General features: G+C 33.7%; 29 protein-coding genes. 17 read left to right on the forward strand and 12 right to left on the reverse strand.

What is annotated here, in order from left to right:
* Positions 1–32 precede the first annotated feature (32 nt).
* Positions 33–1,196: a THUMP domain-containing class I SAM-dependent RNA methyltransferase gene (locus OLM52_RS05115; RefSeq protein ID WP_264550063.1), complete on the reverse strand. Its 1,164-nt coding sequence runs from the start codon at positions 1,194–1,196 to the stop codon at positions 33–35.
* A 147-nt stretch (positions 1,197–1,343) separates the two neighbouring features.
* Between OLM52_RS05115 and OLM52_RS05120 the strand changes: the two genes are divergently transcribed.
* From OLM52_RS05120 to OLM52_RS05155, 8 genes are all read left to right on the forward strand, one after another.
* Positions 1,344–2,087, forward strand: a complete 744-nt coding sequence (locus tag OLM52_RS05120) for an SAM-dependent methyltransferase (protein ID WP_264550064.1) — start codon at positions 1,344–1,346, stop codon at positions 2,085–2,087.
* The gene (locus OLM52_RS05125; RefSeq protein WP_264550065.1) at positions 2,087–2,821 is read left to right on the forward strand and encodes a ZIP family metal transporter; all 735 of its coding nucleotides are present in this window, start codon (positions 2,087–2,089) and stop codon (positions 2,819–2,821) included. Before OLM52_RS05120 ends, OLM52_RS05125 begins: the two co-directional genes overlap by 1 nt.
* A gap of 67 nt (positions 2,822–2,888) precedes the next feature.
* Complete coding sequence (locus tag OLM52_RS05130; protein ID WP_264550066.1) at positions 2,889–3,269, forward strand: PH domain-containing protein; 381 nt, start codon at positions 2,889–2,891, stop codon at positions 3,267–3,269.
* A gap of 4 nt (positions 3,270–3,273) precedes the next feature.
* Positions 3,274–4,092 carry an N-acetylmuramic acid 6-phosphate etherase gene (murQ, locus tag OLM52_RS05135; RefSeq protein ID WP_264550067.1) on the forward strand — a complete coding sequence of 273 codons (819 nt, stop codon included), beginning with the start codon at positions 3,274–3,276 and terminating at the stop codon, positions 4,090–4,092.
* Between the two features lie 9 nt (positions 4,093–4,101).
* The gene (locus OLM52_RS05140; protein ID WP_264550068.1) at positions 4,102–4,566 is read left to right on the forward strand and encodes a hypothetical protein; all 465 of its coding nucleotides are present in this window, start codon (positions 4,102–4,104) and stop codon (positions 4,564–4,566) included.
* Positions 4,566–4,802, forward strand: coding sequence for a DUF6095 family protein (locus OLM52_RS05145; protein WP_264550069.1), 237 nt, complete (start codon positions 4,566–4,568; stop codon positions 4,800–4,802). The genes OLM52_RS05140 and OLM52_RS05145 overlap by 1 nt, the downstream gene beginning before the upstream one ends.
* 18 nt (positions 4,803–4,820) lie before the next feature.
* Positions 4,821–5,207 (forward strand): DNA topoisomerase IV, encoded by a 387-nt coding sequence (locus OLM52_RS05150; protein ID WP_264550070.1) that lies wholly within the window; start codon positions 4,821–4,823, stop codon positions 5,205–5,207.
* A 33-nt stretch (positions 5,208–5,240) separates the two neighbouring features.
* On the forward strand, positions 5,241–6,011 hold the full coding sequence (locus tag OLM52_RS05155) for a TerC family protein (protein ID WP_264550071.1): 771 nt from the start codon (positions 5,241–5,243) through the stop codon (positions 6,009–6,011).
* Between the two features lie 69 nt (positions 6,012–6,080).
* Here OLM52_RS05155 and OLM52_RS05160 read toward each other — a convergent pair whose 3' ends face one another.
* The 7 genes from OLM52_RS05160 to ychF form a co-directional block, all read right to left on the reverse strand.
* Entirely contained in the window at positions 6,081–7,754 is a 1,674-nt protein-coding gene (locus OLM52_RS05160) for a formate--tetrahydrofolate ligase (protein WP_264550072.1), read from the reverse strand.
* Between the two features lie 193 nt (positions 7,755–7,947).
* Positions 7,948–10,656, reverse strand: a complete 2,709-nt coding sequence (locus tag OLM52_RS05165; RefSeq protein WP_264550073.1) for a DNA gyrase/topoisomerase IV subunit A — start codon at positions 10,654–10,656, stop codon at positions 7,948–7,950.
* Positions 10,657–10,729: 73 nt separating this feature from the next.
* A complete protein-coding gene (locus OLM52_RS05170) occupies positions 10,730–12,586 on the reverse strand; it encodes a DNA topoisomerase IV subunit B (RefSeq protein WP_264550074.1) in 1,857 nt (618 codons plus the stop codon).
* Positions 12,587–12,709: 123 nt separating this feature from the next.
* The gene (locus OLM52_RS05175) at positions 12,710–13,285 is read right to left on the reverse strand and encodes a hypothetical protein (protein ID WP_264550075.1); all 576 of its coding nucleotides are present in this window, start codon (positions 13,283–13,285) and stop codon (positions 12,710–12,712) included.
* Between the two features lie 21 nt (positions 13,286–13,306).
* Positions 13,307–13,978 (reverse strand): TIGR02117 family protein, encoded by a 672-nt coding sequence (locus OLM52_RS05180; RefSeq protein WP_264550076.1) that lies wholly within the window; start codon positions 13,976–13,978, stop codon positions 13,307–13,309.
* Between the two features lie 6 nt (positions 13,979–13,984).
* Complete coding sequence (locus OLM52_RS05185) at positions 13,985–14,650, reverse strand: hypothetical protein (RefSeq protein ID WP_264550077.1); 666 nt, start codon at positions 14,648–14,650, stop codon at positions 13,985–13,987.
* Between the two features lie 101 nt (positions 14,651–14,751).
* Complete coding sequence (ychF, locus tag OLM52_RS05190) at positions 14,752–15,846, reverse strand: redox-regulated ATPase YchF (RefSeq protein ID WP_264550078.1); 1,095 nt, start codon at positions 15,844–15,846, stop codon at positions 14,752–14,754.
* 203 nt (positions 15,847–16,049) lie between these two features.
* Here ychF and OLM52_RS05195 point away from each other — a divergent pair, with 203 nt between their 5' ends.
* Positions 16,050–16,586: a hypothetical protein gene (locus OLM52_RS05195; RefSeq protein ID WP_264550079.1), complete on the forward strand. Its 537-nt coding sequence runs from the start codon at positions 16,050–16,052 to the stop codon at positions 16,584–16,586.
* A 49-nt stretch (positions 16,587–16,635) separates the two neighbouring features.
* Here the strand turns inward: OLM52_RS05195 and OLM52_RS05200 are convergent, their stop codons facing one another.
* The gene (locus tag OLM52_RS05200) at positions 16,636–16,986 is read right to left on the reverse strand and encodes a 4Fe-4S dicluster domain-containing protein (protein ID WP_264550080.1); all 351 of its coding nucleotides are present in this window, start codon (positions 16,984–16,986) and stop codon (positions 16,636–16,638) included.
* A 140-nt stretch (positions 16,987–17,126) separates the two neighbouring features.
* Between OLM52_RS05200 and OLM52_RS05205 the strand changes: the two genes are divergently transcribed.
* From OLM52_RS05205 to OLM52_RS05230, 6 genes are all read left to right on the forward strand, one after another.
* Positions 17,127–18,185 carry an acyl-CoA reductase gene (locus tag OLM52_RS05205; RefSeq protein ID WP_264550081.1) on the forward strand — a complete coding sequence of 353 codons (1,059 nt, stop codon included), beginning with the start codon at positions 17,127–17,129 and terminating at the stop codon, positions 18,183–18,185.
* Positions 18,186–18,328: 143 nt separating this feature from the next.
* Positions 18,329–19,399, forward strand: coding sequence for a 3-phosphoserine/phosphohydroxythreonine transaminase (gene serC, locus OLM52_RS05210; RefSeq protein WP_264550082.1), 1,071 nt, complete (start codon positions 18,329–18,331; stop codon positions 19,397–19,399).
* A 59-nt stretch (positions 19,400–19,458) separates the two neighbouring features.
* Positions 19,459–20,415 (forward strand): D-2-hydroxyacid dehydrogenase, encoded by a 957-nt coding sequence (locus OLM52_RS05215; protein ID WP_264550083.1) that lies wholly within the window; start codon positions 19,459–19,461, stop codon positions 20,413–20,415.
* Positions 20,416–20,457: 42 nt separating this feature from the next.
* Positions 20,458–21,012 carry a DUF937 domain-containing protein gene (locus OLM52_RS05220; RefSeq protein WP_264550084.1) on the forward strand — a complete coding sequence of 185 codons (555 nt, stop codon included), beginning with the start codon at positions 20,458–20,460 and terminating at the stop codon, positions 21,010–21,012.
* 79 nt (positions 21,013–21,091) lie between these two features.
* On the forward strand, positions 21,092–21,523 hold the full coding sequence (locus tag OLM52_RS05225; RefSeq protein WP_264550085.1) for a DUF6146 family protein: 432 nt from the start codon (positions 21,092–21,094) through the stop codon (positions 21,521–21,523).
* Positions 21,524–21,526: 3 nt separating this feature from the next.
* On the forward strand, positions 21,527–21,859 hold the full coding sequence (locus OLM52_RS05230) for a DUF6787 family protein (RefSeq protein ID WP_264550086.1): 333 nt from the start codon (positions 21,527–21,529) through the stop codon (positions 21,857–21,859).
* 12 nt (positions 21,860–21,871) lie between these two features.
* Here the strand turns inward: OLM52_RS05230 and OLM52_RS05235 are convergent, their stop codons facing one another.
* From OLM52_RS05235 to msrA, 3 genes are read right to left on the reverse strand one after another with little or no spacing between them, the layout of a single operon-like run.
* Positions 21,872–22,186, reverse strand: a complete 315-nt coding sequence (locus OLM52_RS05235) for a hypothetical protein (protein ID WP_264550087.1) — start codon at positions 22,184–22,186, stop codon at positions 21,872–21,874.
* A gap of 47 nt (positions 22,187–22,233) precedes the next feature.
* The gene (gene folE / locus OLM52_RS05240; protein WP_264550088.1) at positions 22,234–22,902 is read right to left on the reverse strand and encodes a GTP cyclohydrolase I FolE; all 669 of its coding nucleotides are present in this window, start codon (positions 22,900–22,902) and stop codon (positions 22,234–22,236) included.
* Between the two features lie 14 nt (positions 22,903–22,916).
* Complete coding sequence (gene msrA / locus OLM52_RS05245; RefSeq protein WP_264550089.1) at positions 22,917–23,570, reverse strand: peptide-methionine (S)-S-oxide reductase MsrA; 654 nt, start codon at positions 23,568–23,570, stop codon at positions 22,917–22,919.
* A gap of 146 nt (positions 23,571–23,716) precedes the next feature.
* Here msrA and OLM52_RS05250 point away from each other — a divergent pair, with 146 nt between their 5' ends.
* Together OLM52_RS05250 and OLM52_RS05255 are read left to right on the forward strand one after the other, a co-directional pair.
* The gene (locus OLM52_RS05250) at positions 23,717–24,382 is read left to right on the forward strand and encodes an ABC transporter ATP-binding protein (protein ID WP_264550090.1); all 666 of its coding nucleotides are present in this window, start codon (positions 23,717–23,719) and stop codon (positions 24,380–24,382) included.
* 104 nt (positions 24,383–24,486) lie between these two features.
* On the forward strand, positions 24,487–25,245 hold the full coding sequence (locus OLM52_RS05255) for a TIGR02757 family protein (protein ID WP_264550091.1): 759 nt from the start codon (positions 24,487–24,489) through the stop codon (positions 25,243–25,245).
* Positions 25,246–25,248 lie beyond the last annotated feature (3 nt).

A 25,248-nucleotide genomic window follows, 5' to 3' on the forward strand; every position in this document is an offset into this window, starting at 1 on the left:
ACACCGAACACTGAACACTGAACACCGAACACTTATCCCTCACTATTCATATACTTACCTTTCTTACTGCCTTCATACATTTCGTATTTCACCAAACGGGCTTCTAACTTACCATTGAACAGTTTAATCTTTCTACTGGGTTTTAAGCCTACGAATTTCAAAGCTTCTAAATTAGCAGTAATGAACCAAGCGTTGGTATTCGGATAATTTTGTTTTAACGTATCGCCAATTTCTCTATAAAAACGCTCCATATCAATATCCAAACGCTCTCCATAAGGCGGATTGAACACCATGTGTAACGGTCCTTCGGTTTCTTTTTTAGAATCAAAGAAGTTTTCATTGGTAATGGTAATGTATTCGTCTAAATTGGCGTTTCTAACATTGTCTTTTGCTTTAGCAACCGCACTTGGCGCTTTGTCATAGCCTGTAATCGTGTAATGAAATTCGCGCGTTTTCTTTAATAACGATTCCATAATGTTATCAAACAATTCCGCATCCCAATCTTTCCATTTCTCAAAACCAAATTCCTTACGGTTAATATTCGCTGGAACGTTGCAAGCAATCATCGCCGCTTCCGCCAAAATAGTTCCTGAACCACACATTGGGTCTAAGAAATGACTCTTACCTTCCCAACCCGCTAAAATCAACATTCCTGCTGCTAAAACTTCGTTGATAGGCGCAATATTCGTAGCCGTTCGATACCCTCTATGGTGCAACGAAGCACCCGAAGAATCTAACGAAACCGTTACATTATCTCTATCAATATGCACGTGAATTTGTAAATCTGGGAAGTCTTTATCGATACTTGGACGCTTTCCGTTCAAATCTCTAAATTGATCCACAATCGCATCTTTCGTTTTCAAAGCCACAAACTGACTGTGATTGAAGTTTTCAGAATGTAATGTAGTTTCTACTAAAAACGTATTGTGTTCCGTCAAGTAATCCGACCAATCAATCGCTCTAATGCCTTCATACAACGCTTTGTCGTTATGTGCTTTAAACGTTTTTATAGGTTTTAAGATTTTTAAAGCCGTACGAAGTGCCAAATTGGCTTTGTACATAAATCCTTTATCTCCTTTAAAACTAACTACACGCGTACCAATTTCAACTTGTTGCGCACCAAGAATTTGTAGTTCTCTTGCTAATATTTCTTCAAAACCAAAGAAGGTTTTGGCGGTCATTTTATAATTTTCCATTTCCTTTTCTTTAAAATAGTAATTTCCTTTTCCTTACTATTATTTTTAAATTTGATTTCCGAAATTAGAAATCAATATTCGTATTAATTGAATTATCGTGCAAAAATACACTAAATTTGCTTCTTGAAAGAAACGAATTTAGAATTAATGTCAGAAATACAAAAGACTTCAACAGAAAATTGGTTTGCCTCTTGGTTTGATACCAAATATTATCACATTTTATACAAAGAACGCAACGACGAAGAGGCCCAATTGTTAATGGATAATTTGACGCACTATTTAAACCTTCCAGAAGACGCTAAAATCTTAGACTTAGCTTGTGGAAAAGGACGCCATGCCATTTACTTAAACTCCCTAGACTTTGACGTTACAGGTGCCGATTTATCTGAAAATAGTATTGCCGAAGCTTCTAAATTTGCAAACGATAAACTCCACTTCAAAGTACACGATATGCGTGAACCGTTTGAAGAAAAATACGATGCCATTTTTAATTTATTCACCAGCTTTGGCTATTTTGAAGACAATGCCGACAATTATAAAACCATCAAAGCCATTCATGATAGCTTAACCGAAACCGGATTTGCGGTTATCGATTTTATGAATGTGGATTATGTTGTAGAAAATTTAGTGGCTGATGAAGTAAAATCAGTAGACGGAATAGATTTTCATATCAAACGCTATTTGAAAGACGGCTACATTTACAAAGAAATTGATTTTGAAGACCAAGGCGAAACGTTTCATTTTACCGAAAAAGTACAAGCACTTCGCCTGTCCGATTTTGAACAAATTATGGAAGAAGCGGGTATCTTTTTATTGGATATCTTTGGCGATTATAAATTGCGAAAGTTCTTTAAAACACAATCCGAACGTTTAATTATGATTTTTAAATAATGCAGTATATCATCACCTTTTCAGCTGTTATTTTAGGGTTTTTAATCGCTTTGTTTTTAAAACCACAAAAGAAAAAAAACATCAAATTATTGTTGGCATTCAGTGGTGCGTTTTTACTTTCGCTTACCGTTTTACACCTACTTCCTGAATTATTTAGCGAAGGACACAATCACGTTCACGAAGGAGAAGAAGCACATGCCACGTTACCAGTTGGTGTTTTCATTATGATTGGAATTTTATTTCAAATCTTATTGGAATTTTTCTCAAAAGGTGCCGAACACGGTCACGTACATGTACATACCGACGAACATAACGAATTGCATCACATTCCGTGGTTGTTGTTTATTAGTTTGTGTATTCACGCCTTGTTAGAAGGTTTTCCAATTCACGAAAACAACAATTTAGCCTATGGAATTGCAGTACACCACTTCCCTATTGCCATTATTTTGACCTTGTTTTTCGTAAATGCGAAGATGAATAAACTAATGATTTTTGCTTTTATGTTTTCCTTCGCATTAATGACACCACTAGGCACTTTATTAGCGGAACAAATGCATTTTGCTCAACATTATTCAAAGGAAATTTCGGCTGTAGTAGTGGGAATTTTATTTCACATTTCCTCAACAATTATTTTTGAAAGTAACGAAGGACATAAATTCAATTTGGCTAAAATTACCATGATTGTGTTTGGTTTCGTTTTGGCATATATAATTGAAATGGGGCATTCGCATTAAAAAGCAATAAACACATAAATCATATGTAGTTTTTAGTTAAATTTGAAGAACATTTAAAACAATTAATATGGGATTATTTTCTGCGCTACTTGGCAATGCAGGTGCTGTAAATCAAGAAACTTTAGTGAAAGAGTATGGCAAACTTTTAATTACAGGTGAAGAAATCGAGTTAGGTTTCAAACTAATCCGAGATACTTTTATTTTCACCAACAAACGATTAATTCTAATTGAAAAACAAGGAATTACAGGTAGTAAAATTGAATATAAATCCATCACATACAAGAGTATTTCACGTTTCAGCATAGAAACTGCAGGCACTTTTGACTTAGAAGCCGAATTAAAAATATGGGTTTCAAGCGAAGCCAATCCAAGTATCGTGAAACAATTTAATAAATCAGTTAATGTGTATGATGTGCAAAATGTTTTAGCACATCATGTTTTAAAATAATCGCATGAACTTTACCAAAACCACTGAACAAGCCTCCAAATACGAACATTTAGAAAAAATGTCGGTTACCGATTTGTTGACCAATATCAACAACGAGGACAAAACCGTACCGTTAGCCGTAGAAAAAGCCATACCACAAATTGAAACTTTAGTGACTGAAATCGTTACGAAAATGAAACAAGGTGGTCGTTTATTTTACATTGGCGCAGGCACTTCAGGGCGTTTAGGAATTGTAGATGCATCAGAATGTCCACCTACGTTTGGTGTTCCGTTTGATTTGGTTATCGGAATTATAGCTGGTGGCGATACTGCCATTAGAAAAGCAGTAGAATTTGCCGAAGACGACAGCGCACAAGCGTGGAAAGATTTACAAGAATGGAATATCAATGAAAATGATGTCGTAATAGGTATTGCTGCTTCGGGAACAACACCTTATGTAATTGGTGGGTTAGAAATGTGCCATCAACACAACATCAGCACAGGAAGCATCAGTTGCAACGCGGGAAGTCCGTTATCTAAAACCGCTAAATTTCCGATTGATGTGGTCGTTGGACCAGAGTTCGTCACGGGAAGTTCACGCATGAAAGCAGGAACGGCTCAGAAATTAGTTTTAAACATGATTTCGACCGCAACCATGATACAGCTGGGCAAAGTAAAAGGCAACAAAATGGTCGACATGCAATTGAGTAACACCAAATTAATTGATAGAGGCACCCGAATGATTATGGAGGAAATTCCGGTAAGTTATGAAGAAGCCAATCAATTATTAAACACCCATGGAAGTGTTAGAAACGCAGTAGATTATTACAACAACAATAACTAGAAATTCAGCATGAAAAAATTATTTTTAAGCATAGCCATAGTAGGATTTTCAATTGGTTTTGCACAAAATTTAGAGTATTCAAAAGGCAAAATTTATCAAGCAGGTGAACAATTGTCTTCGTATGAAACCAAACTAGTAATGGCCTCCAATTTAAAAGCGCAATATGCATTTAAAAAAGCCAAAAATAAAGAATCAATAGGTGGCTTCTTACTTGGCTTAGGAATAGGAACAACTGCTGCCGATTTAGTAATGGGATTAACCTCTGATGTTAAATATCCAACAGGGATAACTTACGTTGGTGTAGGATTAATGGCACTATCCATTCCTGTTTTATCAGGAAGAAAAAAATTGATTGAAGAAAGTGTGGATAGCTACAACCAAGGATTAAAAAACGAGAAGAAAACTCTAGGGGATAATTTCGAATTAAATATCGTGAACAATTCCAATGGACTTGGGATTCAAATTAATTTTTAATGGCAACCAATAAAAAAATATTAGTAAAAGGAATACGATATTTATCGGGTGCTTTACCAATGTTATTCATAGGACCTATAATTATCAATAGTGCTTTTAAAAATCAAGATAACCCTTTATATCCTTATGTTTTAGGATTAGGAATTATTGGCTGTTTGTTTGCCATGTTTTTGATTTATAAAGGAATCCAAACGATTTTAAAAAGCTTATTTGATGGCGATAAACAAGGGGAATAACAAATTCAAATACAACCCATGAAATTCAACTTACAAAATACAATTTACGGTTTACTACTTCTAACATTGCTGACTTCTTGTTACAATCAAGAACGCAATTGTAACGATTTTAAAACGGGTAAATTTACTTCGGAAACCGAAATTGAAGGCAAAAAATACACCAGTACTTTTGAACGAAACGATTCTATTCAAATAGAAAGCTACGAAGGTAAAATTGATACTTTTAAAGTGCGATGGACCAATGATTGCGAATACATTATTCAAAATACGAATCCAAAAAACCGCGAAGAAAAAAAACCAGTTCAAATGAAAATTTTGACAACTAACGCTGATTCATATACATTTGAATATTCTTTTGTGGGCGATTCAAAAAAACAGCGTGGAACTGTAACAAAACTGAACTAAACAACGTTAAACACAATTTAAAACACTACATAAATGGAAGTTTTCTTAAACCCAGATGCTTGGATAGCACTTTTGACTTTAACCTTTTTAGAAATCATATTAGGTATTGATAACATCATTTTTATCTCGATAGTAACAGGAAAATTACCTGAAGAAAAACGTAAAAAAGCTACACGAGTAGGATTATTTTTAGCGATGTTTATGCGTATTGCATTGCTTTTCGGAATTACCATTTTAATAGCAATGAAAGCACCTTGGTTTAGTTTTGATTTTGGATGGTTCTCTGCAGATATAACTGGTCAAGCCTTAATTTTATTATTAGGAGGTTTGTTCTTAATTTACAAAAGCACGAAGGAAATCCATGAAAAAGTAGACCACAAAGGTGAAGAAGAAAAAGAACTAAAAACTTCGGCAACCAAATCATTTGGAAGCGTTATTGGTCAAATTTTATTAATCGACATCATTTTCTCTGTAGACAGTATTTTAACTGCTGTAGGTATGACTAATGGCATCGAAGGTGCGTTAGTAATTATGATTACTGCTGTGGTTATTTCTGTGGGTGTTATGATGTTATTTGCAGTTCCTGTTGGCAATTTTGTAAATGCCAATCCTTCTATTCAAATTTTAGGGTTAGCCTTCTTAATCTTAATTGGATTCATGCTTATTACCGAAAGTATGCACTTGTCACACGCTGAATTAGCGGGTCAACACGTAGGTGCAGTTCCAAAAGGCTATTTATATTTTGCAATTGCATTCTCTTTAGCCGTAGAATTTATTAATATGAAGATGCGTAAGAAAAACTAATTCTAAACTAAGTACATAAAAAATGTCCCGATAATATCGGGACATTTTTATTTTATAAAGCATTTAGTTTTAAGACAATCCTGTAATTCTTCCATCGTTATCAATATCAATTCGCTCTGCGTTTGGAACAGCGGGTAAACCAGGCATTCGCATTACTTCACCTAAAAGCGGTACAATGAATCCAGCACCACTCGCAATTTCAAATTCACGAACCGTAATATCAAAATTTGTAGGGCGACCAATTAACTTTTCATTATCTGAAAAACTCGCTGGCGTTTTAGCCATACAAACCGAAAAATGACTAAATCCTAAATCGTTAATCATTTTTAATTGTGTTTTTGCTTTTGGAGAAAAATCTACCGTATGGGCACCATAAATCTCAGTAGCAACCGTTTTAATCTTATACTCAATACTATCCGAAGGCACATAAAGCGGTTTGTAATTTGCTTTTCCTGCTTCTATTTCGGCAATAACTTTAGAAGCCAATTCAGCCGAACCTTTTCCCCCTTCAACAAAAGCAGTACTCACAATTGCGGTTACCCCTTTTGCAGCACATAATTCTTTCAATTTATCGTATTCTGCTTGCGTATCATCTGGAAAAGCATTCACACAAACTACTGGGTTAATTCCAAACTTCTGAATGTTTTCGATGTGTTTTTCTAAATTACAAAAACCACTTTCAATAGCAGCCACTTTTGGTACTTTCAATTCATATTCACTCATTCCAGCATGATGTTTTATCGCTCTCAAAGTAGCTACTAAAACCACTGCATCAGGCTTTAAACCGGCTTGCTCACATTTGATATGCAAGAATTTTTCGGCACCTAAATCGGCACCAAAACCAGCTTCTGTAACTACATAATCACCAAGCGATAATCCCATTTTGGTAGCAATTGCGGTATTCGTTCCTTGTGCAATACTCGCAAATGGACCACCATGCAAAATAGCAGGATTTCCGTCTAAAGTTTGCACTAAATTAGGTTTAATGGCATCTTTCAACAAAACAGTCATTGCTCCTACCGCATTCAAATCGCGGGCAAAAATAGGCTTTCCATCAAACGTTTTTCCAATAAAAATATTTCCTAAACGAAGTTTCAAATCTTCTAAATCTTTTGCCAAACACAAAATCGCCATCACTTCCGAAGCGGGTGTTATATTGAAACCGTCTTCGCGTAACATTCCGTTTGTTTTACCACCAACACCAATAATAATATGACGAAGCGAACGATCGTTCATGTCCATTACTCGTTTCCAAGCAATTGTTCTCGGATCTAAATTCAAAGAATATTTTTGATTTTGCAGATTATTATCAATCATCGCCGAAAGCAAGTTATTTGCTTTTTCAATCGCAGAGAAATCACCTGTAAAATGCAAATTAATGTCTTCCATAGGCAAAACTTGGGCATAACCACCACCAGCAGCACCTCCTTTTAAACCAAAAACAGGTCCAAGAGAGGGTTCTCTCAAAACCGCAATTGCTTTTTTACCGATGTAATTCAATCCATCGGTTAAACCAATTGACATAGTGGTTTTCCCTTCACCATATTTGGTAGGCGACATGGCAGAAACTAAAATTAGTTTTCCTTTCGGATTTTCGTGTTGTAAGTGTAAGGGTAATTTGGCTTTGTATTTGCCATAATATTCTAAATCGTCGTTTGAAATATTGATTTTATTAGCGATTTCTTTAATGTGAGACATGGTTGCATTTTGTGCAATTTCAATGTCTGATGGAAATGTTGACATTAGTTGTTGTGTTATAATTTATAGTAAAATTAGCGAATGAAATTTTTAAAAAATATGATAAAAATCAAATAAAAAAGATGTTCAAAAAAGTTCATTCCCTGTCAAACTGAACTTGTTTCAGTTTCTAAAATTTAGATGCTGAAACGAATTCAGCATGACAAAAAACATAAAACCTTTCGAACATCTTTTAATTTTAATCTAAAGACAACGTTATTTGTCCGTCGTCGTCTAATTCAGTTTGAATATCGTCTGAAATATTGTTTTCTCCAGCAACTTCGATTTCTTCAGGAGCAATTTCTTCAGGTTCTTCGTAAGGCAATGGATCTAATAAATTAATTTGTTTCAACTTATCAGCAGTCAATTGGTTACCTAAAGCTTTGATGCCTTTAACCGCAATAAATTGCTCTAAATCAATTGTTTGATTTTCTTTTTGAACACCTTTTACTTTGGCAAAAATAACCTCAGCAACTGGACGCCAATCGGTAGAAACAATCTCTAATTGCGATTTTTCGTGTTCGGTAATAAAAATTTCCTCTTTATTTTCGTTTTCAATTAAGAAACGTTTTACAAAATAACGGTCTTTTTCACCATCGTAATAAATACACGAAATCGGTTTATTTGGATTCCATTTTTCCAACACAATCATATCTTCATCAAAGTGTGTGGTTAATTCTGGAATAATAGTTTTTAGTTTTCCAGATTGGTTCACAATCAACAAACGATCATTTGGACGAAATTCGCCTAACAACTCACCTCTTCCATCGACATTTAATCGTTGTACTGTGTCATCAAACCAAACTTTTCTCGGACGTAAAGTCGAAATTCCTTTCTCTTTTAACTCGATTTTTTTGATTGGATATTTGGTTACTGTATTACCTCGTGAAGCTCTTCCTTTGATAGCTATATCAGAGAAATCAACATCCCATTTCAGTTTTTTCACGCTTCCTACTTGACGTAATAAAATCGTTACTACTTCTGCTTCTCCGTTTGGATTGGCAGAGAAATAAGACACCATTGAACCTGGTTTTTCTTGTGTTAAATCGTAAAATTTATCACGAGTTACACCTGAAACATTGAAACGTTTGATAAAAGTCGAACCGTTTTTACCATCACGATACATCATGTTGTAAATGGTTCGTTTGTCGTTTTTATCAAAAACAGCGATGTGAATAATATCTTTTCCTACGAATTTTTTATCATCCACTTTTGCTACCATCATTTTTCCATCGCGAAGGAATACAATTACATCGTCGATATCTGAACAATCAGCAACGTATTCGTCTTTCTTTAAGCCTGTTCCAAAGAAACCTTCTTCTTTGTTCACGTATAGTTTTGTGTTTCTCAAAACTACTTTCGTAGCTTCAATATTATCAAAACTTCTTAATTCAGTTTGACGCTCGCGCCCTTTTCCGTATTTGTCTTTTAGTTTTTGGAAGAAATCAATCGTATAATCAATAATATGATCTAAATGAAACTTGACTTGTTCCATTTCAGCTTCCAGTTTCGAAATCGCTTCATCCGCTTTATCCGAGTCAAAACGTGTAATACGAATCATTGGAATTTGCGTTAATTTTTGCAAATCATCATCGTTAATTTCTCGAACAAATGATTTTAAAAACGGCTCAAATCGGTCATACATATATTTGTACAACGATTCTCTGTCGGAATACAATTTGAAGTCGATGTACATTTCTTCACGAATGAAAATCTTTTCTAACGTAGAGAAATGCCATTTATTTTCTAATTCGTCCAACTGAATTTCCAATTCGCGTTTGAGCAAATCAACCGTTCTGTTGGTCGAAATTTTCAACATATCAGAAACCCCAATAAACAACGGTTTATGATTTGCAATCACACAGCCTAAAGGCGCCACCGAAGTTTCGCAAGCTGTGAATGCATACAACGCATCAATTGTTTTATCGGGAGAAACACCAGCTGGCAAATGAATTAAAATTTCAACCTCAGCAGCCGTGTTGTCTTCAATTTTCTTGATTTTGATTTTCCCCTTTTCGTTGGCTTTCAAAATACTATCAATCAACGTAGATGTATTGGTTGAAAACGGAATTTGGGTAATCACCAAAGTTTGTTTGTCTAACTGCCCAATTTTGGCACGCACACGCACGCGTCCACCACGTAATCCATCATTATAATTGGAAACATCAGCAATACCTGCGGTTGGAAAATCAGGAAATAAGGTAAAAGGTTTCCCTTTTAATATTTTGATAGACGAGTCTATTAATTCGTTAAAATTGTGTGGTAACACTTTGGTCGATAAACCTACGGCAATACCTTCAGCGCCTTGTGCTAACAACAATGGAAACTTCACCGGAAGATTAATTGGTTCGGCACGACGACCATCGTATGACATTCCCCATTCGGTAATTTTTGGCGAATACAACACATCGTGACCAAATTTTGAAATTCGGGCCTCAATGTAACGGGAAGCTGCTGCACTATCTCCTGTTAAGATATTTCCCCAGTTTCCTTGCATATCGATGATTAGGTCTTTTTGACCAATTTGCACCATGGCATCACCAATACTCGCATCTCCGTGAGGGTGATACTGCATGGTGTGACCAACGATATTGGCTACTTTATTGTAACGCCCATCATCTAACTCTTTCATGGAATGCATAATACGACGTTGTACCGGTTTAAAACCGTCTTCAATCGCTGGAACTGCACGTTCTAGAATTACATACGAAGCGTAGTCCAAAAACCAATCTTTGTACATTCCTGTAACTTTGGTAATGGTGTCTTCTGGATTTTCGTTGTTTTCGTAAAAATGATGTCCTGTTGAAACACGAATATCTTCAAAACCTTCCTCATTTGTGGATTGGTCTTGATTATTGAAATTTTCGTCTTCGTTTGGAATGATGTTATCTTCTTCTTCGTCTTTCATTTTTATGCTGAATTATTTTCAGTATATTTTTTAAGTTCAAAATCACTGCTCACTATAAACTGAACACTGAATACTAATTCTTCTCTACCACATCCAACTCCACTTTCAAATTATTAATGATAAACTCTTGGCGGTCTGGGGTGTTTTTACCCATGTAGAACTCTAACAAGGTTTCAATAGAAGTGGCTTTATCTAACATAACAGGATCTAATCGAATGTCTTGCCCAATGAAATGTTTGAACTCATCTGGCGAAATTTCTCCTAATCCTTTGAATCGGGTGATTTCTGGTTTTGGCTTTAGTTTTTCAATGGCGTTTACTCGTTCTTCTTCGCTGTAGCAATAAATCGTTTCTTTTTTATTTCGCACACGGAACAAAGGCGTTTGTAAAATATACAAATGTCCGTCTTTAATCAACTCAGGGAAAAACTGCAAGAAAAACGTAATCAACAACAAGCGAATGTGCATTCCATCGACATCGGCATCGGTTGCAATTACGATATTGTTGTAACGTAAATCGCCCATGTCTTCCTCGATGTTTAATGCAGCTTGTAATAAATTGAATTCTTCGTTTTCGTATACAATTTTCTTTGTCATTCCATACGAATTCAACGGCTTACCACGTAAACTAAAAACCGCTTGCGTATTCACATCACGACTCTTCGTAATGGAACCAGAAGCCGAATCTCCCTCAGTAATAAAAAGCGTACTTTCTAAACTTCTTGGGTTTTTAGCATCGGTTAAATGTACACGACAATCGCGTAATTTTTTATTATGCAGACTGGCTTTTTTAGCGCGGTCTTTGGCTAATTTTCGAATACCTGAAAGCTCTTTACGTTCGCGTTCGGCTTGTAAAATCTTACGCAATAACGCATCAGCAACTTCTGGATTTTTATGTAAAAAATTATCTAACTTCGTTTTGATGAAATCATTCACAAACGAACGCACCGAAGGCCCATTCGGACCAATATCGGTAGAACCTAATTTGGTTTTAGTTTGCGATTCGAAAACCGGTTCTTCTACTTTAACAGCAATAGCGGAAACTATGGATTTACGAATATCCGAAGCTTCAAAAGGTTTGTTGTAAAACTCTTTGATGGTTTTTACAATCGCCTCACGAAAAGCACCTAAATGCGTTCCTCCTTGCGTAGTATTTTGTCCGTTAACAAACGAATGATATTCTTCTGAATATTGCGATTTACTGTGTGTAATAGCCACTTCGATATCGTCGCCCAACAAATGAATCGTTGGATACACCATATCGTCTTCGTGAATGGCTTCTTCTAATAAATCTTTTAAACCGTTATCAGAAAAATACTTTTCACCATTGTAATAAATGACTAATCCCGTATTTAGATAACAGTAATTTTTGAGCATCTTGATGATGTACTCATTACGGTATTTGTAGTTCTTGAAAATCGCCTCATCAGCAATAAACGAAACTTTGGTTCCTTTACGCTTGGTTGTTTCTTGAACGTCTTCTTCTAAGGTTAGATTTCCGGCAGAGAATTCCGCTGCTTTTTGTTGGTTATCACGCACCGATTCTACTCGGAAATAATTGGAAAGTGCATTTACGGCTTTTGTACCGACACCATTTAAACCTACTGATTTTTTGAAGGCTTTGGAATCGTATTTTCCACCCGTATTCATTTTGGAAACTACATCGACTACTTTTCCTAACGGAATGCCTCGACCATAATCGCGCACCGTAACGAGTTTGTCTTTGATGGTAACTTCTATGGTTTTTCCGGCACCCATGACAAATTCATCGATACAGTTATCCAATACTTCTTTTAATAAAATATAAATACCATCATCGGGCGAAGAACCATCACCTAGTTTTCCGATATACATACCGGGACGCATACGAATGTGTTCTTTCCAATCTAAGGAACGTATATTGTCTTCGGTGTATTGATTTTGCTCTAACATAGACAGAATTTGGATTTTGTGCAATATAGCACATATCTCCAAAGATTGAAAGCCAGAAACTGATAAGTTATTGACAAAATGCGGTTAAGAACATAGAAAAAAGAAGAAAGGAAAAAGATAAAATTAATCCAATTTTAGTGTTTTATATCTTTGTATCATTTCAGAATAATCTTTGTTTGGATAGACTTCCATAACTTTAATTTTCTTAGATGAAATAATTTTCAAATGTTTCTCAAAAGTAAATTCTTCACATATGTTTGCACGAGCAAAACCGAAATTTTTCCATTCGTTATTCTTGAAAGTAAAATATTGAATCTTTCCCCAACAACCGATGTACCAATGTGGGAAAATAGAAAATTCCGAAAAACCATCTTTATTAATATCTCCTAAATTCTCAATTCCCGCACCAATTGCATTATGTATTACAATTTGTTGGTCTGTAAACGAAAACTTAAAAGTAACATCACAAGCATTATTCACACAATCTCCGTCATAATCCTTTGTCATATTCAATATTTGAGGATAAATTCGAAATATCGTATCTGGAATTTTATCCGAATTTAAATCTCCAATTAAAAGTGTATCAACATTTTTTATTGTATCAGTAACTTTATAATTGTTAAACTTCTTATCTTCAACTAAATCTTTTTTAGTCCAAAAAAATATAGTTGCAATTAAAGCAAATAAAAATAATTTCATTTTGTAAAAATAATCAATCTATTATTCATAATGTCTAAAAATGCCACTATCAGAAATTGTCCAAAGAGCGGCTTTTTGATTGGCAGCTTTTAAGGCTTGGTTTGCCCAAGAATTGCAGGTGTAAAATAGCGAATAACTTCCGTTAGCTTCATAAAAAACATCGTGTTTTCCGTAAACGGCTTCGGTTTCAATTTTTAGAAATTCACCAGATTTGGTTTGGAAAGACTCGTTAATGAATAGAATCAACTTTTTGTAATTATTGGATGAAATTTGAAGTTTTTTACAAGACTTACTTTCTTTCATCTCTTTGTAAAACGTTACATGCATTGCCGATGAACTCAATCCTGAAGCCGCTTTTAAAGCCGTACTTGCTTTTAAGTCTGCCCAAGTGGGAGTTTCTAAGTAAAAACCTTTATCTCCCCAACCTAAAGCAACATAGTTCATTGTTGTGTCTTTTGCTTTAGTATGTTCAGTTTTGAGTTGGTTGGTCCAATCGTAATGTTCGCTTTTTAAAGGCAAAACAACATCGGTGTGCACTCCATTAGTTAGGATGTAAATTGGAATTTCTTTATGACTTTTTACCAAACCATCATTCACAGAAATATAGGAAAGTAAGGTAACCACAAGCAAATAACCAATAATCCCTAAAAGGAAAAATGTAGTGTATTTTAGGAATTTTTTGAAGACTTTCATTGCTTTTTATTTAAACAAGTAATTGCTTTCGTACTCAAAACCTTCTTTTCGTAATAACTTTCTAAAATCGGCACGAGAAGGTGTTAAAACCACACTTGTAGTATCATTTTCAATTATTTTGGCTTGAAATGGGATTTTTAGTTCTATTTTTAGTTTTGTAAAGTCTTTTTTGGTTCCTAGTTGAATGTGTTTTATGCCTAAACTCGAAACTTTAATAATACTTGTCACATAATTTTCATCCACTTTTTTATTCAAAACCAAAGAAGATTTATATTCTTTAGCAATTTCGTTTTCGGCAAAGGAAAAAATGGTATCCAAACGTTCTACTTCAAAAGCAATTGTATCACCTTTAATGAATGTTTTATAACTTTTATTTTCTGATTTATCAAAAACTTGATTATTGCGCAATTCAAATTCGGGAATAGAATCTAATTCTGATTTTAAAGCAGTAATTGTTTCAATTTCATTGATGCAAATATATTTTGATTCAATAACTAATCGATGTGAATAATCCATCGCATAGGTTCCAATATACTTTTTAGGAAATTCAGTTATGATATCAACATTTGTGGGTTGGGCTTCAGAAAAATAGATAAAACTATTATTTAAAGCAGATTCCTTACACGAAGTAAAAAAAAGGGTTGCTACTAGAAGGATTAGAAGATTTTTCATGGTAGTTTGATAGTTTGTTTTATTTTGCAAATACAAATGTTATGCCACAAAAAAACCGCTGAATTGCTTCAACGGTTTCTCTATTTTCTATATTCTAAAAATTACACATTAAAACGGAAATGCATCACATCGCCATCTTTTACAATGTATTCTTTTCCTTCTACTCTTAATTTTCCAGCTTCTTTTACTTTAGCTTCTGAACCGTAGTTTGAGAAATCTTCGAATGCAATAACTTCTGCACGGATGAATCCTTTTTCAAAATCGGTGTGAATTACTCCGGCTGCTTTTGGAGCTGTATCTCCAATATTGATAGTCCAAGCGCGAACTTCTTTAACACCCGCCGTGAAATACGTTTGTAATTTTAATAATTTGTAAGCGGCACGAATTAACACTGCCGAACCTGGCTCAGTCAATCCCATATCTTCTAAGAATACTTGACGCTCTTCATAGCTTTCTAATTCAGTAATATCGGCTTCTGCTCCTACTGAAAGAATGATTACTTCTGCTTGTTCGTCTTTTACTAATTCACGAACTTGATCTACATATTTGTTTCCGTTTACTGCCGAAGCTTCGTCTACATTACATACATATAAAACAGGTTTTGTGGTAATTAATTGGAATTCTTCCATCATATCAACTTCATCTTGATTTTGAGGAATTACTGTACGAGCTGATTTTCCCGCTAATAATGTTTCACGAATTCTATCTAATAACGCTTTTTCAGCTTGTGCTTCTTTATTTCCAGTTTTTGCTGCACGATTGGTTTTTTCCAAACGTTTTTCAACCGTTTCTAAGTCTTTTAATTGCAATTCGATATCAATCGTTTCTTTATCGCGAATTGGATTGACATTACCATCAACGTGCACGATATTATCGTTATCAAAACAACGTAAAACATGAATAATTGCATTACATTCTCTAATGTTTCCTAAGAATTGATTTCCTAAACCTTCACCTTTACTTGCTCCTTTTACCAATCCAGCAATATCTACGATATCTACCGTTGCCATTTGCACTCGTTCTGGTTTAACCAATTCCTCCAAACGATTAATACGTGGATCTGGAACGTTTACCACACCAATATTGGGTTCAATAGTACAAAATGGAAAGTTTGCACTTTGCGCTTTTGCATTAGACAAACAATTAAATAAAGTTGATTTTCCAACATTTGGTAATCCTACAATTCCTGCTTTCATTATGAATGTATTTTTAAAAGTGTGCAAATATAGTTTAAAAGTTGGAAAGCCACAAAGTTTGACCCAAAGCGTGTGTTCATTTATTTTATTACAATCAAATTAAACTAAACTTGGAAATATGTAACAATTCTTTTTTATTGTATAACATGACTTATAGATTGAAATCTATCTTTATAACTTATTAATATTTAACATCATACATCATGAAATCATTATTTATCGCTACACTTTTTTTATTTTCAACCCATTCAGTACTAGGGCAAAATAAAAATGTAAAAGACGAAACAAAAACCACCACCACCACAGTTACAGATTCAAAAGGTGAAAAAACATATGTAAAAAAAGAAAATACGAGAGAAGTTCAAAACATTGAATTGAAAGAACAAGAACCTAAAAACATCAATATGGATTTGAAGGATTCGCCAGTAGTTATAGAAAACACAACAACTGTAACCAATCCAGATGGTTCAACACGAACTGTAGATATTGATCGTTCATCTGTTTATTTGTTTAATAATAAAAAATATGATATTGCTCTAGATAGTAAGGGATATCGTATTTTATCTGAAGATGGTAAAGAAAAAGCTTTTTTGAGAAAAACAACCACGAATAGTTTTATCTATCATTATAAAAACAATACTGCAATTGCATATTTTGATGTGGAAGGAAATTTAGTTTTAGAAAAATATAATTCAAATTCGGATACAATTTCATTTGAAAAATATATTGCCTTAAAATAAAATCACAATTGCTATGAAAAAAAAATCCTGATTTGCATCAGGATTTTTTTTATTCGTTATGTAAAAAAGATTGTCTATTTAAAAGCGTTTCTTCGCTTTCTACGTGATTATCATCTGGCACACAACAATCTACAGGACATACCGCTGCACATTGAGGTTCTTCATGAAAACCTTTACATTCAGTACATTTTCCTGGAACAATATAATAAATATCATCTGATACTGGTGTTTGCGCTGCATCAGCATCAACTTCAGTTCCATCTGGTAAAATTACTTTTCCACTCAATTTTGTACCATCTTTCCATCTCCAATCATCTGCGCCTTCATAAATTGCAGTGTTTGGACATTCAGGCTCACAAGCGCCACAGTTAATACATTCGTCTGTTATAATAATTGCCATGTTTTTCAGTTTAATTGTTTAAAAGTTTAATTGTTTAGTTTTTTTACTAAGTTTTCAAACTTTTGCCTTTTGCCTAATTACTAATTACTTATTTTTGCGCTACAAAAATACAATGTAAACCAAATATAAACAAGTTACAAATGTTACAAAGTGAAATAAAATCGAGTTTTGTTGAATTAGGGAATTTTTTACGTCAATTTTCTTTAGAAAAAAACACCAAAGACGTGTCGGTTTTGCAAAACGATTTATTTTATGTTGATTTCATTTCGTTAGTTGAATTATCGCAATCACACAATGGTTGGTTTACTCCCGAGCAAGTTTATTTTAGTGTTCAATCTTGGGCAAAAGCATTAACAGAAACCAACCTAAACCAATGGCTTTCTCCTTACGATTTTTCAAAAACAACACCCGAAAAAATAGGATTAGTTTTAGCAGGAAATATTCCTTTAGTAGGTTTTCATGATTTTCTTTCGGTACTAATTTCTGGGCATGATGTATTGGTTAAAACGTCTTCAAACGACCAACATTTATTAAAATTTCTAGCAAAATATTTAATTTCCATTCAACCCGAACTTAACTCAAAAATAACATTTGTTGAAGGAAAATTAGAAGGTTTTGATGCCGTAATTGCCACCGGAAGTAACAATACAGCGCGTTATTTTGAATTTTATTTTAAAGACAAACCAAGTATTATTCGTAAAAACAGAAATTCGGTTGCTGTTTTAGATGGAACTGAATCACATGAAGATTTAGTGGGTTTGGGTGAAGATATTTTTCGATATTTTGGATTAGGTTGTCGAAATGTTTCAAAACTATTTGTTCCTAAAGATTACAATTTTGATGCTTTTTTTAAAGCAATGTATGAATACCGTGAGGTAATTCAATATGAAAAATATGCGAATAATTACGATTACAACAAAGCGGTTTTCTTAATGAGTAATTTTCAATTATTGGACAATGAATTTTTAACAATTAAAGAAGATTCTAGTTACGCCTCACCTATTTCCTCAGTATTTTATGAATTTTATGAGAACATAGACGAGATAAAAAATCGACTAAACACTGATGCAGAACAAATTCAATGTGTGGTTTCTAACAACCTAATTGAAAACAGTGTTTCTTTTGGGCAAACACAACAACCAAGACTGTGGGATTATGCAGATAATGTTGATACGCTTGCCTTTTTATCAAAAATATAATTACATTATTACTATTTATTTGCAAAATCTACAAGGTTTTCGTTAATAACATGGCGGAATTATTATCAAATTATAACTCGTTTTTTAATCGCTATTTCCGAAATTTGCTTTTTTAAAAAACATACATAACTACAATAAACATAATGAAAAAACACAACTACAGCGCAGGTCCATGTATTCTTCCACAAGAAGTTTTTGAAAAATCGGCGCAAGCAATTTTAGATTTCAACAATTCTGGATTATCAATTTTAGAAATTTCACACCGAAGCAAAGATTTTGTTGCTGTAATGGAAGAAGCTAGAGCTTTAGTTTTAGAACTTTTAGGATTAGAAGGCAAAGGATATCAAGCTTTATTTTTAGCTGGTGGAGCTAGTTTAGAATTTTTAATGATTCCTTACAATTTAATGAAAGTTGATGGAAAAGCAGCATACTTAGATACAGGAACTTGGGCAAATAGTGCTATCAAAGAAGCCAAACATTTTGGAGAAACAATTGTTGTAGCTTCATCAAAATCAGAAAATTACAATCATATCCCAAAAGACTATTCAATTCCTACTGATGCCTCTTATTTTCATTGCACAAGTAACAATACTATTTTTGGAACCCAAATGAAATCGTTTCCTCAAGTACATATTCCATTGGTTTGTGATATGAGTTCAGATATTTTTTCACGTACATTAGATTTTTCAAAATTTGATATTATTTATGCAGGCGCTCAAAAAAATATGGGGCCAGCTGGTACTACGTTAGTAGTGGTTAAAGAAGATATTTTAGGAAAAACAGGCAGAACTATTCCAAATATGTTAGATTATCAACAACATATAGCGAAAGAAAGTATGTACAATACGCCTCCAGTATTTCCTATTTATGCATCACTTTTAACCCTTCAATGGTTGAAAAAATTGGGTGGAATTGCTGCTATCGAAAAAATTAATGAGGCAAAAGCAAACTTACTTTACGCTGAAATTGATAGAAACCCTTTATTCAAAGGAGCTGCCGCAAAAGAAGATAGAAGTACTATGAACGCAACTTTTTTATTAGTAGACGAAGCGCATCAAGAAAAATTTGACAGCATGTGGAAAGCAGCTGGAATTTCTGGATTAGCGGGACATCGTTCTGTTGGTGGGTATCGCGCTTCAATGTACAATGCACTTCCATTAGAAAGTGTACAAGTTTTGGTGGATGTAATGCAAGAATTAGAGAAAAATATTTAATAAAATTACAGTTTAGATGTTCTTTTAACTTCTAAACTATAAACTCATAAACATATAGAATGAAAGTTTTAGCAAACGACGGAATTTCAAAAAGTGGTATCAAAGCATTAGAAAAAGGAGGTTTTGAAGTCATCACTACAAAAGTGGCGCAAGAACAAGTTGCCAACTATATTAACACACATGATGTAAAAGTAATTTTGGTAAGAAGTGCGACCAAAGTGCGACAAGATATTATAGATGCTTGCCCAGGATTAAAAATCATTGGTCGTGGTGGCGTTGGAATGGATAACATTGATGTAGATTATGCACGTAGCAAAGGGTTACATGTAATCAATACCCCAGCTTCTTCTTCTGAAAGTGTAGCCGAATTAGTTTTTGCGCATTTATTTACAGGAGTTCGTTTTTTACATGATGCTAACCGAAATATGCCATTAGAAGGTGATACCAATTTTGACGGATTGAAAAAAGCTTATGCAAACGGAATTGAACTTCGTGGAAAAACATTAGGAATTATTGGTTTTGGTCGTATTGGTCAAGCTGTAGCTAAAATGGCTTTAGGTCTTGGAATGAAAGTTATTGCGGCAGATAAGTATGTAAACGAAGCCGTTATTCGCGTTGATTTTTACAACGGACAATTTATCAATGTTGAAATTGTTACTGAATCATTAGAAGATATTTTCAAACATTCTGATTTTATTACGCTTCACGTTCCTGCGCAAGATGGTTATGTGATTGACAAGGCTGAATTTGAACTCATGAAAGAAAATGTAGGAATTGTTAACTGTGCCCGTGGAGGTGTAATAAATGAAGTTGCATTGATTGAAGCTTTAGACGAAGGAAAAGTATTATTTGCTGGATTAGATGTTTTTGAAAACGAACCTACACCAGAAATTCAAATTTTAATGCATCCAAAAATCTCTTTGACACCACATATCGGAGCCGCTACAGAAGAAGCACAAGATCGAATTGGTACAGAGCTAGCGGAACAAATAATTAGTCTATTAAAAAATGACTAAAATTTATTACCTTTAATTTAACTAACTAAAATCCCTATTATTATGTTTGATCAACTTTCAGAATTAGTAAAACAATTTGGTGGTGAAGCTGTGGTAAATAATCCAGCTGTACCAAATGAACAAAATGATGCCGTAATGCAAGAAGCCGGAGGTTCAATACTTTCAGGTTTAAAAGATATGGTAGCAAATGGAAATATTAGTGATTTATCAGGAATGTTAAGCGGAAATACGCCCATTGATGCAAACAATCCCGTTATACAACAATTGACAGAAAAAGTAACAGGAAATTTAGGCGAAAAATTTGGTTTATCATCCGATGCTGCTGGAAGTGTTGCTGGAGGATTAATCCCTCAAATTTTAGGAGGATTAATTAATAAAGCGAAAGACCCAAACCAACCAGGATTTAACATGAACGACTTAGTAAGTGCTATTTCAGGAGGTCAAGGTGGCGGATTAATGGACGCTGTTTCAAAATATGGAGGTCAATTTGGTTTAGATCAAAATAATGATGGAAAAGTAGATATGGGTGATGCTATGGCTGCTGTTTCTAAAAAAGGAGGTTTAGGAGGTTTACTAGGGAAACTTTTTGGAAAATAAATTTTCTATCATAAAAAGCTAAAAGCATCGGTACTATCGATGCTTTTTTTTATCTTTATACTTTCTTAATACTAAAGCTATGAAATCAATTGTTACACTACTTTTTGTAGTCATTTCGGTACTAGTGGCTTGTAATTCATCCAAAACTCAAAAAACTTTTGAAGACAAACCAAAACTAGAAAGCGATACAATTCGTATATCAAACGAGGCGATTGAATATGATGTTATTATAATTGATGGTGGATTTACTTCTTGGTTTAATAGCAATGCCAAACCAAGAAATTATTATTCGCAATCGTATTTAGAAGCAAGAAACAAAATTTGGGTTTTAGAATGGAACAGAAGAGCAATGTTGCCTTCTCAATACAATCCAAATTTATATGAAATGATTATTAATTATGAAACAACTGTTGACTATGGCTATGAAGTAAATTATATGATTTACAATTATTTAGTCTATTTTCAACTCACTAATAAACAACAATTAGGCGGATTTGTGCCCAGAATTTAACTTATGAAAAAACTCAAAGAACGCTGGAATGTAACTTCAAACTGGCAATTAACCATTATTTTCATTGTATTTGCAATTACAGGTTTTAGTTCACTACAATTAGCAAAACCCTTTTTAAATTTAATAGGAATTCCAGAAACGTTCCAACCTCATTGGTTGTATAGAGTTTTAAGGTTGATTCTTATTTTTCCTATTTATCAAGTATTATTAGTGTTTGTTGGTTTTGTATTTGGACAATTCGCTTTTTTTTGGGAATTTGAAAAAAAGATGTTAGACCGAATGAAACTGGGTTTCATTTCAAAATATGTAGATTCTAAACTAAAAAAGGAGCAATAAAGCTCCTTTTTTTTATTCTTGTCCTTTACCACCTTTAATGATATACGTATAAAACCAAGTGATGGTAAACGTCGGTATTATGTCTACAAAAGGAATTAATTCTTCTATAAAACCAAAAATTCCCGCTAATTTTCCCGCTGTACCTTTAAACATAGTTACCAACAATATTCCTGAAATTGGTGCCCAAACCACATCAATTGCCTCACCAAAAACAGGAACTAAATAGGACAACATACCAATAGCATCAAATAATAAACATAAAATTAATTTTGATGTTTTATCATTTTTTAAGGGTGGAACCGGATTATCAACAATTTCTTCTACCATTTTTTAATTTGTAAATTCAATTACGAATATACAAAACAAATGCCAAATTATTCTTTATGAATCATTTTGTAAAAATCATCACGAAATTCCTTCTGATTAAATACACCACCATACTGTAAAGTTGAAGTATAACTACTTTCATCTTTAATTCCTCTACTTGAAACACATAAATGAGTTGCTTCAACAACAATCATTACATTTTCAGTTTCTAAAACCGATTTCAATTCGTTAAAAATTTGCATAATCATACGCTCTTGAACTTGTGGTCTTCGTGCATAATAATCAACTATTCTATTCAATTTTGAAAGACCAATAACTTTTCCAGAAGACACATAACCAATGTGCGCTTTTCCAACAATTGGTAAAAAATGATGCTCACAAGTAGAATTAAAACTGATATTTGCTTCCACCAACATTTTATCATACTGGTACGAATTGTCAAAAACAGATATTTTGGGCTTATTTGCAGGATTTAATCCCGAAAATATTTCCTGAACAAACATTTTTGCCACACGATGCGGTGTTCCTTGCAAACTATCATCTGTTAAATCTAAACCCAATTCTTTCATAATAATTTCAAAATGGTGCTCAATAACTTCCATTTTTTCAGCATCAGATTTGAAGAAAGCATCGGCTCTCATTGGTGTTTCAGCAGATGTCATTTGGTGATTATCGCCAATGATATCAAATATTTCTTTTTCAATAGTAGTATTCATAGCTATATCTTCTTCTATTTTAATTTTGTTTTATAATATTTACGCAATTTTTCTAATTTGGGTGCAATTACCATTTGACAATAACCTTGTTCTGCATTCTGATTGTAATAATTTTGATGGTATTCTTCTGCGGGATAAAAAATGGTAGCCGTAGAAACTTTTGTAACCACTTTTTTCTCATACAATTTTTCTTTTTCAATCAAAGCGATATAGTTTTCTGCTTTATCCTTTTGCGCTAAAGAATGGTAAAAAATTTCACTACGATATTGCGTTCCTATATCAGCTCCTTGACGATTTAATGTTGTAGGGTCGTGTGTTGCAAAAAATATTTCTAATAAATCTTCGTAAGCAACTTTTTCAGGATCAAATGTAATCTGAATTGCTTCAGCATGACCCGTTGTTCCAGTACAAATTTCTTTATAGGTAGGATTTTTAGTTACACCACCAATATATCCCGAAACTACCTTTTCTACTCCTTTGATGTCTAAAAAAACGGCTTCTGTACACCAAAAACATCCACCTGCAAATGTTGCTATTTCCATACCTTCTGTTACATTAAGTTTTGTTGGTTCTTTAAATTCTGCCTTCACAATTGGTTTTTCTTTTGCTGTACATGAAATTACAATAGAGCAAAAAAATAATACAATTAACTTTACTTCATTTTTCATAAACATTTTATTTGTTTAACAAATGTAGTCAAAATATTAAACAAAAATACTATTTAACTATTTTTTATAGTTTGATTATGATTAGAAACTGTAGCAAACTTTTTCTTTTGTATAAAATCTTTGTTTCTTTGTAGAAATCTTGGATTATGATAGTTGCAAAAAACATACATAAATATTACGACACATTACACGTTTTAAAAGGCGTTGACTTGCATATTAAAAAAGGGGAAATCGTTTCAATTGTAGGAGCTTCAGGGGCAGGAAAAACTACTTTATTGCAAATTTTAGGTACGTTAGACCTTCCCAAGAAAGAACACAATACTGTTTTAGAAATTAACGGTGAATCAGTGCTCAACCTGAATGATAAAAATTTATCGAAATTTAGAAACACGCATTTGGGATTTATATTTCAATTTCATCAATTGTTACCCGAATTTACCGCTTTAGAAAATGTTTGTATTCCAGGATTTATAGCAAATCGCAATAAAAAAGAAGTTGAAAGCGAAGCAAAACGCTTGTTATCTTATTTAGGTTTAGCCGAACGAACACATCACAAACCAAGTGAACTTTCGGGCGGAGAACAACAACGTGTTGCTGTTGCCAGAGCTTTAATAAATAAACCAGCCGTTATCTTTGCCGATGAACCTTCGGGAAATTTAGATACAACCACAGCCGAAAATTTACACGAATTGTTTTTTAAATTACGTGATGAATTTGGACAAACCTTTGTAATTGTTACCCATAACGAAGAATTAGCCAATATGGCAGATAGAAAACTGACGATGGTGGATGGGAATATTGTAACTATTTAAATTAATAAACATATAAGTCATAAAAGCTAAAATTAACTTTAAAAGTAACCAAAAGTACATTTAAGTTTTTTAGAACTTATATGACTTATATGTTAAACCAAAAAATGACACCATCCGAGTTAAAAGAATTTCTTGACGAAAAAGTCGAACTGTACAACAATCCGAATTTCATTGAAAGCGATCCGATTCAGATTCCGCATTTGTATTCGGTGAAAGAGGATATTGAAATTGCTGGGTTTCTTGCAGCAACCATAGCTTGGGGAAATCGCAAAATGATTATCAACAATGCGAAAAAAATGATGGATTTGATGGGAAATTCGCCTTACGATTTCGTCATGAATCATTCAGAAACACAATTAGAAACGTTAGAACATTTTGTGCATCGCACTTTTAACGGGCAAGATTTTGTGGGATTTGTGAAAGGCTTACAACACATTTACGTCAATCATTACGGATTAGAAGCGGTTTTTTCGAAAGAAAATGCTACAATGCAACACATGATTTCTGAATTTAAACAATTGTTCTTTGAAGCACCACATTTGGCACGAACTGAAAAACACATTTCAGATCCATTGAATGGTTCTGCTGCAAAACGCATCAATATGTATTTGCGTTGGATGGTTCGTGATGACAACAAAGGTGTCGATTTAGGCATTTGGAACAACATCTCACCTGCTCAGCTTTCGTGTCCGTTAGATGTGCATTCGGGCAATGTGGCTCGCAAACTAAAGCTACTGATTCGCAAACAAAACGACGCAAAAGCATTAGCTGAATTGGATGCTAATTTAAGATTACTTGATGCTAATGATCCTGTAAAATATGATTTTGCACTATTTGGTTTAGGCGTTTTTGAAGGATTTTAGTTT

It is taken from the genome of Flavobacterium sp. N2820, from assembly GCF_025947285.1.
Classification (GTDB): Bacteria; Bacteroidota; Bacteroidia; order Flavobacteriales; family Flavobacteriaceae; genus Flavobacterium.

Bases quoted from the DNA above. Each gene is read 5' to 3' on its own strand.
- OLM52_RS05115 (WP_264550063.1), bottom strand. From the start codon at position 1,196: ATGGAAAATTATAAAATGACCGCCAAAACCTTCTTTGGTTTTGAAGAA.
- OLM52_RS05120 (WP_264550064.1), top strand. From the start codon at position 1,344: ATGTCAGAAATACAAAAGACTTCAACAGAAAATTGGTTTGCCTCTTGG.
- OLM52_RS05125 (WP_264550065.1), top strand. From the start codon at position 2,087: ATGCAGTATATCATCACCTTTTCAGCTGTTATTTTAGGGTTTTTAATC.
- OLM52_RS05130 (WP_264550066.1), top strand. From the start codon at position 2,889: ATGGGATTATTTTCTGCGCTACTTGGCAATGCAGGTGCTGTAAATCAA.
- murQ (WP_264550067.1), top strand. From the start codon at position 3,274: ATGAACTTTACCAAAACCACTGAACAAGCCTCCAAATACGAACATTTA.
- OLM52_RS05140 (WP_264550068.1), top strand. From the start codon at position 4,102: ATGAAAAAATTATTTTTAAGCATAGCCATAGTAGGATTTTCAATTGGT.
- OLM52_RS05145 (WP_264550069.1), top strand. From the start codon at position 4,566: ATGGCAACCAATAAAAAAATATTAGTAAAAGGAATACGATATTTATCG.
- OLM52_RS05150 (WP_264550070.1), top strand. From the start codon at position 4,821: ATGAAATTCAACTTACAAAATACAATTTACGGTTTACTACTTCTAACA.
- OLM52_RS05155 (WP_264550071.1), top strand. From the start codon at position 5,241: ATGGAAGTTTTCTTAAACCCAGATGCTTGGATAGCACTTTTGACTTTA.
- OLM52_RS05160 (WP_264550072.1), bottom strand. From the start codon at position 7,754: ATGTCAACATTTCCATCAGACATTGAAATTGCACAAAATGCAACCATG.
- OLM52_RS05165 (WP_264550073.1), bottom strand. From the start codon at position 10,656: ATGAAAGACGAAGAAGAAGATAACATCATTCCAAACGAAGACGAAAAT.
- OLM52_RS05170 (WP_264550074.1), bottom strand. From the start codon at position 12,586: ATGTTAGAGCAAAATCAATACACCGAAGACAATATACGTTCCTTAGAT.
- OLM52_RS05175 (WP_264550075.1), bottom strand. From the start codon at position 13,285: ATGAAATTATTTTTATTTGCTTTAATTGCAACTATATTTTTTTGGACT.
- OLM52_RS05180 (WP_264550076.1), bottom strand. From the start codon at position 13,978: ATGAAAGTCTTCAAAAAATTCCTAAAATACACTACATTTTTCCTTTTA.
- OLM52_RS05185 (WP_264550077.1), bottom strand. From the start codon at position 14,650: ATGAAAAATCTTCTAATCCTTCTAGTAGCAACCCTTTTTTTTACTTCG.
- ychF (WP_264550078.1), bottom strand. From the start codon at position 15,846: ATGAAAGCAGGAATTGTAGGATTACCAAATGTTGGAAAATCAACTTTA.
- OLM52_RS05195 (WP_264550079.1), top strand. From the start codon at position 16,050: ATGAAATCATTATTTATCGCTACACTTTTTTTATTTTCAACCCATTCA.
- OLM52_RS05200 (WP_264550080.1), bottom strand. From the start codon at position 16,986: ATGGCAATTATTATAACAGACGAATGTATTAACTGTGGCGCTTGTGAG.
- OLM52_RS05205 (WP_264550081.1), top strand. From the start codon at position 17,127: ATGTTACAAAGTGAAATAAAATCGAGTTTTGTTGAATTAGGGAATTTT.
- serC (WP_264550082.1), top strand. From the start codon at position 18,329: ATGAAAAAACACAACTACAGCGCAGGTCCATGTATTCTTCCACAAGAA.
- OLM52_RS05215 (WP_264550083.1), top strand. From the start codon at position 19,459: ATGAAAGTTTTAGCAAACGACGGAATTTCAAAAAGTGGTATCAAAGCA.
- OLM52_RS05220 (WP_264550084.1), top strand. From the start codon at position 20,458: ATGTTTGATCAACTTTCAGAATTAGTAAAACAATTTGGTGGTGAAGCT.
- OLM52_RS05225 (WP_264550085.1), top strand. From the start codon at position 21,092: ATGAAATCAATTGTTACACTACTTTTTGTAGTCATTTCGGTACTAGTG.
- OLM52_RS05230 (WP_264550086.1), top strand. From the start codon at position 21,527: ATGAAAAAACTCAAAGAACGCTGGAATGTAACTTCAAACTGGCAATTA.
- OLM52_RS05235 (WP_264550087.1), bottom strand. From the start codon at position 22,186: ATGGTAGAAGAAATTGTTGATAATCCGGTTCCACCCTTAAAAAATGAT.
- folE (WP_264550088.1), bottom strand. From the start codon at position 22,902: ATGAATACTACTATTGAAAAAGAAATATTTGATATCATTGGCGATAAT.
- msrA (WP_264550089.1), bottom strand. From the start codon at position 23,570: ATGAAAAATGAAGTAAAGTTAATTGTATTATTTTTTTGCTCTATTGTA.
- OLM52_RS05250 (WP_264550090.1), top strand. From the start codon at position 23,717: ATGATAGTTGCAAAAAACATACATAAATATTACGACACATTACACGTT.
- OLM52_RS05255 (WP_264550091.1), top strand. From the start codon at position 24,487: ATGACACCATCCGAGTTAAAAGAATTTCTTGACGAAAAAGTCGAACTG.